The following is a 13,458-nucleotide window of genomic DNA, read 5'->3' as shown; positions in this document are numbered from 1 at the left end:
CGCTCAGTTCCTGTAGACCAGCCCTTGCGGGTCGATCTCTGGCTTGCGGCCGGCGACGATGTCGGCAAGGAATTTCCCGGAGCCGCAGGCCATGGTCCAGCCGACATGGCCGTGGCCGGTATCGAGATAGAGGTTCGTGTAGCGCGCCTGGCCGATGACCGGCACCGAGTTCGGCATCATCGGCCTGAGACCTGCCCAGAGTTCGGCCTTCTTCTCGTCGAAGGCGCCCGGGAAAAGCTCCTTGCCGGTCCTGAACATGGCGGCGAAGTCACGTGGCCGATACGTGCGGTCGAAGCCGGTGAATTCGGCCGTCGAGGCAAGCCGCAGCCGGTTGCCGAGCCGGGAGTAGCCGATCAACTGGTCTTCGTCGGCGCCGCCCATGGTCGGCCCCTTGCTCTCATCCTCCAAGGGAATGGTCGCGGTGTAGCCTTTCACCGGATAGACCGGCAGGTCGATGCCGTAACGGCGGCCAAGCAGGCCGCTTTCCGGCCCCATCGAGATGACGACGGCGTCGCCGGAGACCGGTCCGGCCGACGTCATCACCGTACGCACACGATCGCCTTCGATGTCGAGACCTTCGACCGTCGTGCCGTAGAGAAACTTCACGCCGAGTTTTTCGGCGGCGTGGGCGGCGAGTTTTTCGACGAATTGCCGGGAATCGCCGGTCTGGTCGATCGGCGAATAGACGCCGCCGGCGATCTTGTCCTTCGCATCGGCAAGGCCGGGCTCGAGCTCGATCAGGCGGTCGCGGCCGACGATCTCGATCGGCAGGCCATGTTGGGCGAGAAAACGGTAATTGTCGGTGCCGGTGTCGAGGCTGTGCTGGGAGCGGAAGAAATAGAGGATGCCCTTCTTGCGCTCGTCATAGTGGATGCCGGTATCGGCCGAAAGCGCATTGATGCAGTCGCGAGAATAGAGCGCCAGACGCAATTTGACCTGACTGTTGGCGCGCAGGCGCGATACCGTGCACTGGCGCAGGAAACGCATGCTCCAGGCCAGGAAATACGGATCGAAGCGCAGCCGCACCTTGATGCCGAGATCGTGGTTATAGAGCGCGCGCAGGAACGTTTTCAGCGCCGCCGGCGAGGCCCAGGCGGTGGCGTCGCCTGGCGACACCAGACCGGCATTCGACTGGCTGGTGCCGCGCGCCGGCGCCGGATGGCGCTCGATTACCGTCACCTCGTGGCCGTCGCTGGCCAGATAGTAGGCCGCCGCCGTGCCGACAACACCCGCGCCGAGTACCAGTATTTTCATGCCGCCCCCCAAATCTCAACGGCCAAAGCGCCTCCACGCTTCGCCGCGAAGCCCTTCAATAGCGCTTTAGCGAGCGCGGGACGAGCCCTTCAGCCGCGTGCGGAGTTCTTGCTGCTCAGGATCCGCTCCCAGGCAAGCGCGTCGGCGACGATCAGGTCGAGGTCGTCGCGCTGCGGCGTCCAGCCGAGTTCTGCACGCGCAAGCTCCGAATTGGCGACTATGGCGGCGGCGTCGCCAGGGCGGCGATCGCCCATCTTCACCTCGAAATCATGGCCGAAGGCGCGGCGCACGCTGTCGATGACTTCGAGCACGGAATAGCCGTGGCTGTAGCCGCAATTGGCGACGAGGCTGGCACCCCCGGCGCGCAGCCGCTCAAGGGCGAGGCGATGCGCCGCTGCCAGGTCGCTGACATGGATGTAATCGCGCATGCAGGTACCATCCGGGGTGGAATAGTCGGTGCCGAACACCTGCATGAAGGGCCGCTTGCCGAGCGCCGTCTCGCAGGCAACCTTGATCAGATGCGTAGCGCCCGGCGTCGACTGGCCGGTACGGCCCCTGGGGTCGGCGCCGGCGACGTTGAAGTAGCGCAGCGCCGTATAGCGCAGCCCATGCGCGATCGCCGCATCGCGCAGCATCCATTCGCTCATCAGCTTGGATAGGCCGTAGGGCGATACCGGCGCCAGGCTGGCGTCCTCGCGCACCGGCTCCAGCCCGGCGCCGCCATAGACGGCGGCGGTCGAGGAAAAGATGAAATTGGGGACGCCTTCGCGCACCGCGGTCTCGATCAGCGTGCGTGTCTTGCAGGTGTTGTTCTCGTAATAGCCGAGCGGATCGGCGACCGATTCGGGAACCACGATCGAGCCGGCGAAATGGATGATGGCGTCAACATGATAGTCCCTGATGATCGAACCGACCAGTTCCCTGTCGGCGACATCGCCGACGACGAGCTTCGCCTCGGGCGCAACCGCCCATTCGAAGCCTGTCGAAAGCCGGTCGAGCACGACCACGCTCTCGCCCGCATCCAGAAGCTCCCAGACCATGTGGCTGCCGATATAGCCGGCGCCGCCCGTTACCAAAACCGCCATCCCGAATCCTCGCACCTTCTGATTTATCGGAAACTGTCTCAACAAGCGCCTTACTGGAAAGCCCGCCGCAAGGCCATTAAAACCCTGAATGTTAAGTCGGTAACAGTCGCTATGGCCTGCGACATGGTACCGAAACAAAATTGATCCACATCAAGGGAATAGGCCACGAACCGTGGTCGTTAGGAACAGGTCCGGGGCGTGGCATTTTGACCAAAAAGGTCCGGTGGACGCCAAAGGGGGCAATGACTATGATCCCGCGCAAAACTTGGGACGTCGACATGAACTATCAGCGGTTCTTCGAGGAAGCGATCGACCAGCTCCATGCCGAGCGGCGCTATCGCGTTTTCGCCGACCTCGAGCGCATCGTGGGCAAGTTCCCGCGCGCCATTTGGCGCTCCAACGGCCGCGCCCAGGAAATCACCGTCTGGTGCTCCAACGACTATCTCGGCATGGGCCAGCATCCCGACGTCATCGCTTCCTTCCAGAACGCGGCCGGCAAGATGGGTTCGGGCGCCGGCGGCACCCGCAACATTTCCGGCACCAGCAATCCGCTGGTCCAGCTCGAACTGGAACTGGCCGACCTGCACGACAAGGAAGCGGCACTGGTCTTCACCTCGGGCTTCGTCTCCAACGAAGCGTCGATTTCGACCATCGCCCGGCTGCTGCCCAACTGCCTGATCATTTCGGACGAGCTCAACCACGCCTCGATGATCGAAGGCGTGCGGCGCTCGGGCGCCGAAAAGAAGATCTTCCGCCACAATGACGTCGCGCATCTCGAGAGCCTGCTGCAGGCGGCCGGCAGTGAGCGCGCTAAGCTGATCGTGTTCGAAAGCGTCTATTCGATGGATGGCGACATCGCGCCGATCAAGCAGATCGTCGAGCTCGCCGAGCGCTACAACGCCATGACCTATATCGACGAGGTCCATGCCGTCGGCATGTACGGTCCGCGCGGCGGCGGCATCACCGAGCGCGAGGGGCTCGCCGATCGCATCGACATCATTGAAGGCACGCTCGCCAAGGCATTCGGCACGCTCGGCGGCTACATCACCGGCACAAGTGCTGTCATCGACGCCGTGCGCTCCTATGCGCCGGGCTTCATCTTCACCACGGCGCTGCCGCCGGCGATCGCGGCTGCGGCGACCACGTCGATCCGTCATCTGAAGCGCTCACAGGCCGAGCGTGACGCGCAGCAGCGCCAGGCGTCGCGGACCAAGGAGATTCTCGGCGCCGCGGGCCTGCCGGTGATGGACTCGCCGACCCATATCGTGCCGTTGCTGGTCGGCGATCCCGAGCTCTGCAAGATGGCCAGCGATCGGCTGCTCGGCGTGCATGGCATCTACATCCAGCCGATCAACTATCCGACAGTGCCGCGCGGAACGGAGAGGTTGCGCATCACGCCGACGCCCTTCCATTCAGATCAACTGATCGCCGAACTGCAGGACGCGCTGGTCGAGACCTGGGATGCTCTGGGCATTCCTTATGGCGCGGCCGGTCGCCCCGCGGTCGCGAAGAGCGACCGGATTATTCCTCTATTGGTCCCGAAGTCAGGCGGCTGAAGACGCTGACCCTCAGTTGCTCAGACCGTCTTCATCCATTTCGCCAGCCGGTGCGCGGCTTCCTCGAGCTGGTCGAGGCGACGGTGGAAGCATAGCCTGAGGAAGGCTTCGCCGCCGGGACCGAAGGCGGTTCCGGGCGCCAGGCCGACATTGGCCTGATCGACGATGTCGAAGGCGGCGGTTCGGGAATCGGTGATGCCGTCGACCGTGAAGAACAGATAGAAAGCGCCTTGCGGCACGGTGAAGCGCGCTTTGCCGGTCGCGCCGAGGATACCGCAGACCAGATCACGCGCCGCCCGCGCCCGCTCGACCTGCTCGACGATGAAGGCATCACCCTCGTCGAGTGCGGCGACGGCGCCGCGCTGCATAAACTGGGCTACGCCCGAGGTCGAGTACTGGATCAGGTTCTCGAAGACCTGCTGCAGGGCGGGATGGGTCTTGATCCAGCCGACGCGCCAGCCGGTCATCGCCCAGTTCTTGGAAAAACTGTTGACAAACAGGATGCGGTCTTCCCCGGTCGCGATGTCGAGGAAGGACGGCGCGCGGCCATGGCCGTAGTGGAACAGCGCATAGATCTCGTCGGCGATGATCCAGATGCCCTTTTCGCGGGCGAGGTCGAGGATCGCCTGCAGGGTTTCCCGGTCGGCGGTCCAGCCGGTCGGGTTGGACGGCGTGTTGACGAACAGCGCCTTGGTCCTTGGCGTGATCGCGGCTGCGATCTTGTCGACATCGCAGGACCAACCATTGCCGGACTGGTCGAGCGTGACCGCAACCGGAACGGCGCCGGCGACACCGGCGGCAGCGGCGAAATTCGGCCAGGCCGGTGACAAATAGACGACCTCGTCGCCACTGCCGGCGACCGCGTCGATCGCCAGCTGGATGGCGTGCATGCCGGAGGCGGTGACGATGAATTCGTCCGTGGCGAAGCTCTTGCCGAAATGCCTGTCATAGTAGCGGGAAAGCGCCTGTCTCAGCTCCGGGATGCCCTTCTGCCAGGTGTAGAAGGTCTCGCCAGCAGCCAGTCCGCGGGCAGCGGCATCGCTGATGAAGGCGGGCGTCGGCAGATCGCCCTCGCCGGCCCAAAGCGGGATCAGGCCGTCGCGCAGGCGGCCGTGGTTGACGACGGCGACGATGCCACTTTCGGGCGCGGCGCGGGCCTCGGCGCGTAAATTCTGGATTAGGGTCATGTAAATGTCCGTTGGTTTTGCGACAGCTAGCCTGTTTTGCGGCAGGCGAAAACAGAAAACCCCGGCTGCAAGCGACCGGGGTTTTGGTCCAGAAATGTTGCTCCGGCTATCTCCTGGCGAGCAGATCGCGAATTTCGGTGAGCAAAGCGACATCGGCGGGCGGTGGAGCGGCGGGTGCTGCCGGCTTCTCCCTCTCCAGCCGCTTGCGCATATTGTTCACCGCCTTGACCATCAGAAAGATGATGAAAGCGAGGATGATGAAGTTCAGTGCCACGGTGATGAAATTCCCGTAGGCGAACACCGCGCCTTCCTTGCGCGCATCGACAAGGTTGGTTGAATGCACGTTGGACGACAGGGCGACGAAGTAGTTCGAAAAATCGACACCGCCAAGTGCGCCGATGAAAGGCATGATGATGTCGTTGACCAGCGAATCGACGATCTTGCCGAAGGCGGCGCCGATGATGACGCCGACGGCCAAGTCCATCACATTGCCCTTGGAAATGAATTCCTGGAATTCTTTCAGCATTCGACCCTCCTTGCCATGGCCGCGCTGCCGCCTCCACCATCCCTTCGGCGCCGGCCCACGTCCACCATAACAAAAACCCTTGGTTGCAACAGAAGCAAAGGCGCGAAAGCAGCTGCATTCTCCTTCCCCGGGGTCAGCGGCCAAATGTCCGACAGACCTGACAGCCATGCGCCGAAAGCCGCGATGGACTCGCCCCCCAAGCTGTGATTGCGTCTGTACCAGGAGGAATTTCGGGCCGTGCAGGGCTGGTTCATCGTCATCATCGCGATCGCCTATGTGACGCTGCTGTTCGTCATCGCCAGCCTTGGCGACCGGCGCTCGGCAGGGCCGGACCGCGCCCGTCCGTTCATCTATGCGCTCAGCCTCGCCATCTACTGCACCTCCTGGACCTTCTTCGGCTCGGTCGGCCTGTCTTCCGAACGCGGCCTCGAATTCCTCGGCATCTATACCGGGCCGGTGCTGGTGTTCGTGTTCGGCTTTCCGTTGCTCAACCGCATCGTCAGGCTGGCGAAGACCGAGAAGATCACCTCGATCGCCGACTTCCTCGGCGCCCGCTACGGCAAGAGCTTCACCGTCGCGGCGATCGCCACGCTGATCGCGACGATCGGCGCGGTGCCCTACATCGCGCTGCAATTGAAGGCGATCTCCGGCTCGGTCAGCCTGATGGTCGAGCACTACACGGGATCGCCACCCTCCTTCGATCCGTTCGTCAGCGACATCTCGCTGGTCGTCGCCATGCTGCTGGCGCTGTTTGCGGTGCTGTTCGGCACCCGCCATGCCGACGCCACCGAGCACCAGGACGGGCTGGTGCTGGCGGTGGCGGTGGAAACCGTGGTCAAGCTCGCCGCCTTCCTGGCGATCGGCCTGATGGTCACCTTCCTGATCTTCGGCGGACCAGGCGACATGTTCGACAAGCTCGCCGAGAATGGCGAGGTGCGGCAGGCGATGGGCTACAACACCTCCTTGGCCACCTGGCTGGTGCTGACCGGCCTCAGCGGGTTTGCCATCATCATGCTGCCGCGCCAGTTCTACGTCACCATCGTCGAGAACCGCGGCGAGGCTGAACTTCGCACCGCGACCTGGGTGTTTCCGCTCTACCTTGTCGCGATCAACCTGTTCGTGCTGCCGATCGCCTTTGCCGGCCTATCGCTGGTCGGGACCAGGACCAGCAGCGACCTCTATGTGCTATCGCTGCCCTTATTCAGCGGCCATGATGTGCTTGCAATGGCCGCCTTCATCGGCGGCCTGTCGGCGGCGACCGCCATGGTCATCGTCGAAAGCGTCGCGCTGTCGATCATGATTTCCAACGACCTCGTCATCCCGCTGTTCGTGCGCCGCCTGCTCAAGACCACGACCTCCGAAAGCGAAGACTGGTCGTCGCTGATCCTCAATGTGCGGCGCGGCGCGATCTTCGTCATGCTGTTCATCGCCTTCCTCTACTATCGCGAGAGCACCAACAACGCGCGGCTCTCCTCCATCGGCCTGATGTCGTTCGCGGCCATCGCCCAGTTCGCTCCGGCGCTGATCGGCGGGCTGATCTGGCGCGGCGCCAACGGCAGGGGTGCAGCACTTGGCATGGTCGCCGGCATCCTCTGCTGGGGCTACACGCTGCTTTTGCCCTCGCTCGCCGCGCCGGATGCCGACATCCTCGTCCACGGCCTGTTCGGCTTCGAGGCGCTTCGGCCGCAGGCGCTGTTCGGCACCGTCGCCGAACCGTTGAACCATGGCGTGCTGTGGAGCCTGTCGATCAACACGGTGTTCTTTGTCCTGGGTTCGCTGTCGCGCGCATCGGTGCCGCTGGAACGCATCCAGGCGGCGATCTTCGTGCCGCGGGAGGCCAGCCCGATGCCAAGCCTGCGCCGCTTCCGCACCGCCATCACCGTCAACGACCTCAAGGACACGATCTCGCGCTATCTGGGCGTCGAGCGCACCGAGCGTTCTTTCCAGTCGTTCGAAAAGACCAACGGCACCACGCTGCACGGCAATGAGCAGGCGAGCATGGACGTCATCCGTTTTTCCGAGCAATTGCTGGCGAGCGCCGTCGGTTCCTCCTCGGCGCGGCTGATCCTGTCGCTACTGTTCCGGCGCAACGACCGCGAATCCAAGGATGCCTTCCGCCTGCTTGACGACGCCACCGAGGCGCTGCAGCACAACCGCGACCTGCTGGAGATCGCGCTCGACCAGATGGAACAGGGCATCACCGTCTTCGACCGGGATTTCCGCCTGATCTGCTGGAACCGCCAGTACCGGGCGCTGTTCGACCTGCCCGACGAGATGGGCCAGGTCGGCGTCTCGCTCGACCGCATCCTGCACCACCTCGCGCAGCGCGGCGACATTCCGTCCGACCAGCGGGTGGCGATGCTCAACCGCCTGACCAGCTTCGTCAGCCCGTGGCAGGTGGAGTTGAAGACCAGCGGCCGCATCCTGGAACTGCGCTCCAACCCGATGCCGGACGGCGGCATCGTCGCCACCTATGCCGATATCTCCGGGCGCGTCGAACAGGATCTGGCGCTGAAGCGAGCCAATGAATCGCTGGAGCAGCGGGTCAAGACGCGCACCATCGAACTGACCCGCGTCAATGAGGAGCTGGCGCAGGCGCAGATGCTGGCCGAGGAGGCCAATCTCGGCAAGACGCGCTTCCTTGCCGCCGCCGGCCACGACATCCTGCAGCCGCTGAACGCCGCCCGGCTCTATTGCTCGTCGCTGATCGAAAAGGCCGGCAAGGGACCCACCGGCAAAGCGGCGGTCAACATCGAATCCTCACTGGAATCGGTCGAGACCATTCTGGGCGCCGTGCTCGACATTTCCCGCCTCGATGCAGGCGCAATGAAACCGGACGACACCGCCTTCAGCCTGGACGGGCTGCTGCGCCAGATCGGCAACGATTTCCTGCCGCTCGCCGCCGAAAAAAAGCTCGGGCTGACCATCATGCCGTCGTCGCTCTGCGTCATGACGGACCGCAATTTGTTGCGCCGGCTGATCCAGAACCTCATCTCCAACGCCATCAAATACACCCGCCACGGGCGCATCCTGGTCGGGGTGAGGCGGCGCGGGGAACTGGCCGAAATCCAGGTGATCGACACCGGCATCGGCATCGCCGGCGACAAGCTGAACACGGTGTTCCACGAATTCACCCGGCTCGACGAAGGCGCGCGCGAAGCCGAAGGCCTCGGCCTTGGCCTCTCCATCGTCGACCGCATCGCTCGCGTGCTCAGGCTCGAAATCCGGATATTTTCCAACCCAGGCAAGGGCACGCGCTTTTCAGTGATCCTGCCGGTTGTCGCGGCCGAGGCGCCTCGGCGCGAAGTCGAAGCGAAGACGCCGGTGCGCGCCACAAATTCGCTGGCCGGACTGCGTGTTCTCTGCATCGACAATGACGCCCGCATCCTCGACGGGATGCGGCTGCTGCTCGAAGGCTGGGGTTGCAGCATCGACACCGTCACGGGTGTCGAGGAGGCATCCGGCATGCGCCGGCCGGATATCGTGCTGGCCGACTATCATCTCGACGGCGGCACCGGACTGGATGCCATCGAGACGTTGCGGTCAATTCACGGCCATGACTTGCCGGCCGTTCTGGTCACGGCCGACCGCTCCAGCGAGGTCCGCACTGCTGCCGGCGCACTCGACGTGCCGGTGATCAACAAGCCGCTGAAGCCGGCGGTGCTGCGGTCGATGATGGCCAGGGTCAGGCCACTGGCCTCAGCGGCCGAATAATTCGACCCCGCATCCAGGGTCAGCCTGCTGCTTGAAGCGGGTCGCCGCCGATCTTGGCCAGCTGGATCACCGCCTGGGTGCGGCTGTCGACGCCGAGCTTCTGCAGGATGGCCGAGACATGCGCCTTTATCGTGGCCTCGGAGACGCCGAGTTCGTAGGCGATCTGCTTGTTCAACAGTCCTTCCGCCAGCATGCCGAGCACGCGCGTCTGCTGCGGCGTCAGCGCCTGCAGGCGCTTGATCAGGTCTGATATTTCGGGGTCGCGTTCGACGCCGAGATCGATACCGATGGGCGCGGCGATATCGCCGGCCAGCACTGCCTGCACGGCGCCGCGAATCTCCTCCATGCTGGCCGATTTGGAGATGAAGCCCGAAGCGCCGAGATCGAGCGCGCGCCGGATCGTCACCGGGTCGTCATGCGCCGACACAACGACCAGCGGCACCGCCGGGTGAACGCCGCGCAGCGAGATCAGGCCGGAGAGGCCACTGGCGCCCGGCATCGACAGGTCGAGCAACACCATGTCGACATCTTCATTGGCCACGACCAGCGCCTTGGCGCTCTCGAAATCGCCGGCCTCGTGGATAGCGGCGACATCGCCGACGCCGACAAGCGCCTCTTTCAGGGCGCCGCGGAAAAGCGGATGGTCGTCGGCGATGACGAACGTGTAGCCCGACGGCAAATAGTCCTCCCCAAATCCCGCTGCTGATTGACTGCTTTTACGGGATCGGAACGATTATGCGGCGATGCGCCCTGTTTTCAAGCGGCAAAGGCCGGACACGGAGTTTTTCCCAGCACGGCTCAGGTCTTTTGCGAATTGAGCTGGGCGCCGTCGTCCTTTTCCATATCCTTGACGATGCCCATGAAGCTACGCAGGAAGCGTTCCATGTAGCTCATCGTCTTGTTGAAATCCTCTTCGCTGGGCAGCTTCGATTCGAGGCGGGCGGACAGCGAGTTTTCGAGCCTGGTGACGCGCTCGTCCATGGCCTTCATCGAAGTGTGCAAGCGGTCGACCTCGTCCTGGAAGGCGGCGCGTTCGTCGGCCGCCATCTTGCACACCAGTTGGCCGGCGCGCTCCTCGCAGATCGACATGGCGCCGGTCTGCGTGTCCATGCGGACATAGCCGTTGGCCGACTTTTCCAGTTTGTAGCGGTCGGTCTCTTCGGACCAGGCCGACGCCGCGACGAACGAGACAAGTGCGGCGGGGATCAGTATGTGCTGCAGACGCATGTTCAACCTCCACGAGCCAGTATGCGCACCTTATCACAGGTTTGCGCCGTAAATGGGGAAGAGTTGCCCTTCCCCGCATGATCGGTTCGGACTATAGCGCAGCCATGTCTCAGATTATCTACAAGATCGCGCCAGAAGCCTTGTGGCGCGAAGCCGAGAAAAACGGCCGCTTCACCGGTGCTGCGATCGACGTCGCCGACGGCTTCATCCATTTCTCCACCGCCGGGCAGGTGCGGGAAACGGCGGCCAGGCACTTTGCCGGCCAGTCCGACCTTTTGCTGATTGCAATCGACGGCCGCCGGCTCGGCGACGCGCTGAAATACGAGGTGTCGCGCGGTGGTGCGCTGTTCCCACACCTCCACGCCCCGCTCGATCTCAGCGTGGTGCTTTGGGTGCGACCCCTGCCGCTCGGCACGGATGGGCTGCACCAATTCCCGGCGCTGGAGGCCGAATGAGCGTGTTCGACCGGATCGGCCAAAAAATCCTGTTCACGTTCGATCCGGAGGCAGCCCATGGGCTGTCGATCGCCGCGCTGAGATGCGGCCTGCCGGTTGCCGGACGGCCGGTGCGCGACGACAGGCTGAAGGTCAGCGTCTGCGGGATCGATTTCCCGAACCCGCTTGGCATGGCCGCGGGCTATGACAAGAACGCCGAAGTGCCGGACGCGCTGCTTGGTCTCGGCTTCGGCTTCGCCGAGGTCGGTACCGTGACGCCGCTGCCGCAGGCGGGCAACCCGAAGCCGCGCATCTTCCGGCTGACGGCGGATCAAGCTGTGATCAACCGGCTGGGCTTCAACAATGAGGGCCATGGGGCCGCCGAAAGGCGCCTGGCCGCCCGCAAGGGCCCCGGCATCGTCGGCGTCAACATCGGCGCCAACAAGGACAGCGCCGACCGCATCGGCGACTATGAACGCGGCGTGGCCCGGTTTGCCCAATACGCCAGCTATCTGACGGTCAACATCTCCTCGCCCAATACGCCGGGCCTGCGCAACATGCAGGCGCGCGAGCAGCTCGGCGAACTTTTGTCCCGCGTCATTGCTGCGCGCGCAGCCGCTTCGGCCAAACCGCCCGTCTTCCTCAAGATCGCGCCGGACCTTGTCGAGGCCGAATTGGAGGACATCGCCGCCGAAGTCACCGAGAAGCAACTCGACGGCGTCATCGTCTCCAACACCACCATTTCACGGCCGACACTGCGTAGCGCCGGTGTCACCGGCGAGGCCGGCGGGCTTTCGGGAAAGCCGTTGTTCGAGCGCTCGACCATCGTGCTGGCGAAGATGCGCAAGCTGCTTGGGCCGGACCGCGCCATCATCGGCGTCGGCGGCGTCGATTCCACTGATGCGGCACTGGAAAAGATCCGCGCCGGCGCCGATCTCGTCCAGCTCTACACCGGCATGATCTATGCCGGGCCCGCACTGCCCGGCCGCATCCTCACCGGCATGGTTAGTTTCGCCGACAAGGAACGGCTCACATCGATCCGGGCGTTGCGCGACATCAGCCTCGACAAATGGGCATCGAAGCCCCTCTAAAAGGCGGTTCGCACGCGCAGCCGCAAAATCGCCAGCAGGCTGAAGCCGCGCACCAGCAGGAAGACGTGCAGCGACGCCCACAGACCGTTGTTGCCGAAGGCCGGCGCCAGAGCGAGCAGCGCGGCGCTGAAAGCGAGAAACGACAGGAGCATCATGTTGCGCATGTCGCGCGACCAGGTGGCGCCGATGAAGACGCCGTCCATCTGGAAGGCCAGCACGCCGCTCAGCGCGGTGAAGGCCGCCCAGGGCAGATAGGTGTCGGCGACGGCGCGAACATCCTGCGACGTGGTGACCAAGGCGACCAGACCGGCACCGCCCTTGAGCAGGACAAGCGTCGCCGCGCCCGCCAGTCCAAAGCCCCAGAACAGGGTCAGCCGCACCGCCCGGTGGAAGGGCGCGGCGGCGCGCGCGCCGATTGCCCGTCCCGCAAGCTGTTCGGCGGCGGTGGCGAAACCGTCGAGGAAGTAGCCGGCGATGAGGAAGAAGTTCATCAGCACGGCATTGGCGGCCAGCGTCACCGTGCCGACCTGCGCGCCCTGGCGGATGAACAGCGCAAAGGCGGCGAGCAGCGAAAACGAGCGGATCATGATGTCGCGGTTGAGCGACAGCATGTGCCGGAAGGCCGTCATGTCGAGGATGCGATGGCGGGGCAGCCGGGGCGCGGCCCGGAACCGCCTAATGACGATCGCCAGACCAAGCAGCATGGCAAGGAACTCGCCGGTGACGGTCGCCCATGCGACACCTGTGACGCCCCAGCCGAGTTCTAACCCGAGCAGGAAACAGAGCACGATGTTGATGCCGTTCAGCACTGCCTGCAGCATCAATCCCAGCCTGCCTTCGCCGCGCCCCAGCACGTAGCCGAGAATGGCGTAGTTGATCAGCGTGAAGGGGGCGGCGAGCAACCTGATGCGGACATAGACGGCCATTGCCTCGCTGACGCGCGGTTCGGCGCCCATGAACTTTTGCCCGGCAATGGCGATCAATGGCGCAAGTGCTGCAAATGCGATGCCTGCGACGACCGCGATCAGCACGGCGCGCCAGAACACCGCCTGCTCCTCCACATCGTCGCCGCGCCCGAAAGCCTGAGCGACGAGGCCGGTGGTGCCGGAGCGCAGGAAATTGAAGGTGGTGAAGACGACATCGAAGACCAGCGCGCCAGCCGCCAGGCCGCCGAGCAGGGCTGCATCGCCGAACTGGCCGATCACTGCGGTATCGACGATGCCGAGCAACGGCGTCGTCAGATAGGCAAGTGTCATCGGCACGGCGATGGCAAGCACCGAACGGTGGGTGACGACGAAGGCTCTGGCGTTGGCTTGGGTCGCATCCAAAGGATTGCTGCCTTGCTAATTGCGGCTTGATCGGACAGCCGATGTGCCCCAGTTTC

At 64.2% G+C, this 13,458-nt stretch carries 11 protein-coding genes; 4 read left to right on the top strand and 7 right to left on the bottom strand.

Annotated elements, in window-relative coordinates:
* Nucleotides 1–3 precede the first annotated feature (3 nt).
* Entirely contained in the window at nucleotides 4–1,254 is a 1,251-nt protein-coding gene (locus tag AC04SI_RS02725) for a D-amino acid dehydrogenase (RefSeq protein ID WP_404280124.1), read from the bottom strand.
* Between the two features lie 89 nt (nucleotides 1,255–1,343).
* The gene (gene galE, locus AC04SI_RS02720) at nucleotides 1,344–2,339 is read right to left on the bottom strand and encodes a UDP-glucose 4-epimerase GalE (protein ID WP_404280122.1); all 996 of its coding nucleotides are present in this window, start codon (nucleotides 2,337–2,339) and stop codon (nucleotides 1,344–1,346) included.
* Nucleotides 2,340–2,617: 278 nt separating this feature from the next.
* Between galE and hemA the strand changes: the two genes are divergently transcribed.
* Nucleotides 2,618–3,895 (top strand): 5-aminolevulinate synthase, encoded by a 1,278-nt coding sequence (hemA, locus tag AC04SI_RS02715; RefSeq protein WP_404280119.1) that lies wholly within the window; start codon nucleotides 2,618–2,620, stop codon nucleotides 3,893–3,895.
* A gap of 20 nt (nucleotides 3,896–3,915) precedes the next feature.
* Here the strand turns inward: hemA and AC04SI_RS02710 are convergent, their stop codons facing one another.
* Both AC04SI_RS02710 and mscL read right to left on the bottom strand, forming a co-directional pair.
* Nucleotides 3,916–5,082: a pyridoxal phosphate-dependent aminotransferase gene (locus tag AC04SI_RS02710; RefSeq protein WP_404280117.1), complete on the bottom strand. Its 1,167-nt coding sequence runs from the start codon at nucleotides 5,080–5,082 to the stop codon at nucleotides 3,916–3,918.
* A 106-nt stretch (nucleotides 5,083–5,188) separates the two neighbouring features.
* Nucleotides 5,189–5,608, bottom strand: coding sequence for a large conductance mechanosensitive channel protein MscL (gene mscL / locus AC04SI_RS02705; protein WP_404280115.1), 420 nt, complete (start codon nucleotides 5,606–5,608; stop codon nucleotides 5,189–5,191).
* Nucleotides 5,609–5,845: 237 nt separating this feature from the next.
* Here mscL and AC04SI_RS02700 point away from each other — a divergent pair, with 237 nt between their 5' ends.
* Nucleotides 5,846–9,322, top strand: coding sequence for a PAS domain-containing hybrid sensor histidine kinase/response regulator (locus AC04SI_RS02700; protein WP_488473874.1), 3,477 nt, complete (start codon nucleotides 5,846–5,848; stop codon nucleotides 9,320–9,322).
* Nucleotides 9,323–9,341: 19 nt separating this feature from the next.
* Here AC04SI_RS02700 and AC04SI_RS02695 read toward each other — a convergent pair whose 3' ends face one another.
* Complete coding sequence (locus AC04SI_RS02695) at nucleotides 9,342–10,001, bottom strand: response regulator transcription factor (RefSeq protein ID WP_404280106.1); 660 nt, start codon at nucleotides 9,999–10,001, stop codon at nucleotides 9,342–9,344.
* A 119-nt stretch (nucleotides 10,002–10,120) separates the two neighbouring features.
* A complete protein-coding gene (locus AC04SI_RS02690; protein ID WP_404280104.1) occupies nucleotides 10,121–10,549 on the bottom strand; it encodes a hypothetical protein in 429 nt (142 codons plus the stop codon).
* A gap of 104 nt (nucleotides 10,550–10,653) precedes the next feature.
* Here AC04SI_RS02690 and AC04SI_RS02685 point away from each other — a divergent pair, with 104 nt between their 5' ends.
* Both AC04SI_RS02685 and AC04SI_RS02680 read left to right on the top strand, forming a co-directional pair.
* Nucleotides 10,654–11,004: a DUF952 domain-containing protein gene (locus AC04SI_RS02685; protein WP_404280102.1), complete on the top strand. Its 351-nt coding sequence runs from the start codon at nucleotides 10,654–10,656 to the stop codon at nucleotides 11,002–11,004.
* A complete protein-coding gene (locus AC04SI_RS02680; RefSeq protein WP_404280100.1) occupies nucleotides 11,001–12,074 on the top strand; it encodes a quinone-dependent dihydroorotate dehydrogenase in 1,074 nt (357 codons plus the stop codon). The genes AC04SI_RS02685 and AC04SI_RS02680 overlap by 4 nt, the downstream gene beginning before the upstream one ends.
* Here the strand turns inward: AC04SI_RS02680 and AC04SI_RS02675 are convergent.
* Nucleotides 12,071–13,402 carry an MATE family efflux transporter gene (locus AC04SI_RS02675; protein ID WP_488473873.1) on the bottom strand — a complete coding sequence of 444 codons (1,332 nt, stop codon included), beginning with the start codon at nucleotides 13,400–13,402 and terminating at the stop codon, nucleotides 12,071–12,073. The genes AC04SI_RS02680 and AC04SI_RS02675 overlap by 4 nt on opposite strands.
* Between the last annotated feature and the right edge of the window lie 56 nt (nucleotides 13,403–13,458).

The organism is Mesorhizobium sp. CNPSo 4689, assembly GCF_057784325.1.
Note: the sequence above shows the minus strand (reverse complement) of the source record. Positions and strands in the feature narration are given on the sequence as shown.

What these genes read in the sequence shown, in the direction of transcription:
- AC04SI_RS02725 (WP_404280124.1), bottom strand. Translation starts at nt 1,254, where the DNA reads ATGAAAATACTGGTACTCGGCGCGGGTGTTGTCGGCACGGCGGCGGCC.
- galE (WP_404280122.1), bottom strand. Translation starts at nt 2,339, where the DNA reads ATGGCGGTTTTGGTAACGGGCGGCGCCGGCTATATCGGCAGCCACATG.
- hemA (WP_404280119.1), top strand. Translation starts at nt 2,618, where the DNA reads ATGAACTATCAGCGGTTCTTCGAGGAAGCGATCGACCAGCTCCATGCC.
- AC04SI_RS02710 (WP_404280117.1), bottom strand. Translation starts at nt 5,082, where the DNA reads ATGACCCTAATCCAGAATTTACGCGCCGAGGCCCGCGCCGCGCCCGAA.
- mscL (WP_404280115.1), bottom strand. Translation starts at nt 5,608, where the DNA reads ATGCTGAAAGAATTCCAGGAATTCATTTCCAAGGGCAATGTGATGGAC.
- AC04SI_RS02690 (WP_404280104.1), bottom strand. Translation starts at nt 10,549, where the DNA reads ATGCGTCTGCAGCACATACTGATCCCCGCCGCACTTGTCTCGTTCGTC.
- AC04SI_RS02685 (WP_404280102.1), top strand. Translation starts at nt 10,654, where the DNA reads ATGTCTCAGATTATCTACAAGATCGCGCCAGAAGCCTTGTGGCGCGAA.
- AC04SI_RS02680 (WP_404280100.1), top strand. Translation starts at nt 11,001, where the DNA reads ATGAGCGTGTTCGACCGGATCGGCCAAAAAATCCTGTTCACGTTCGAT.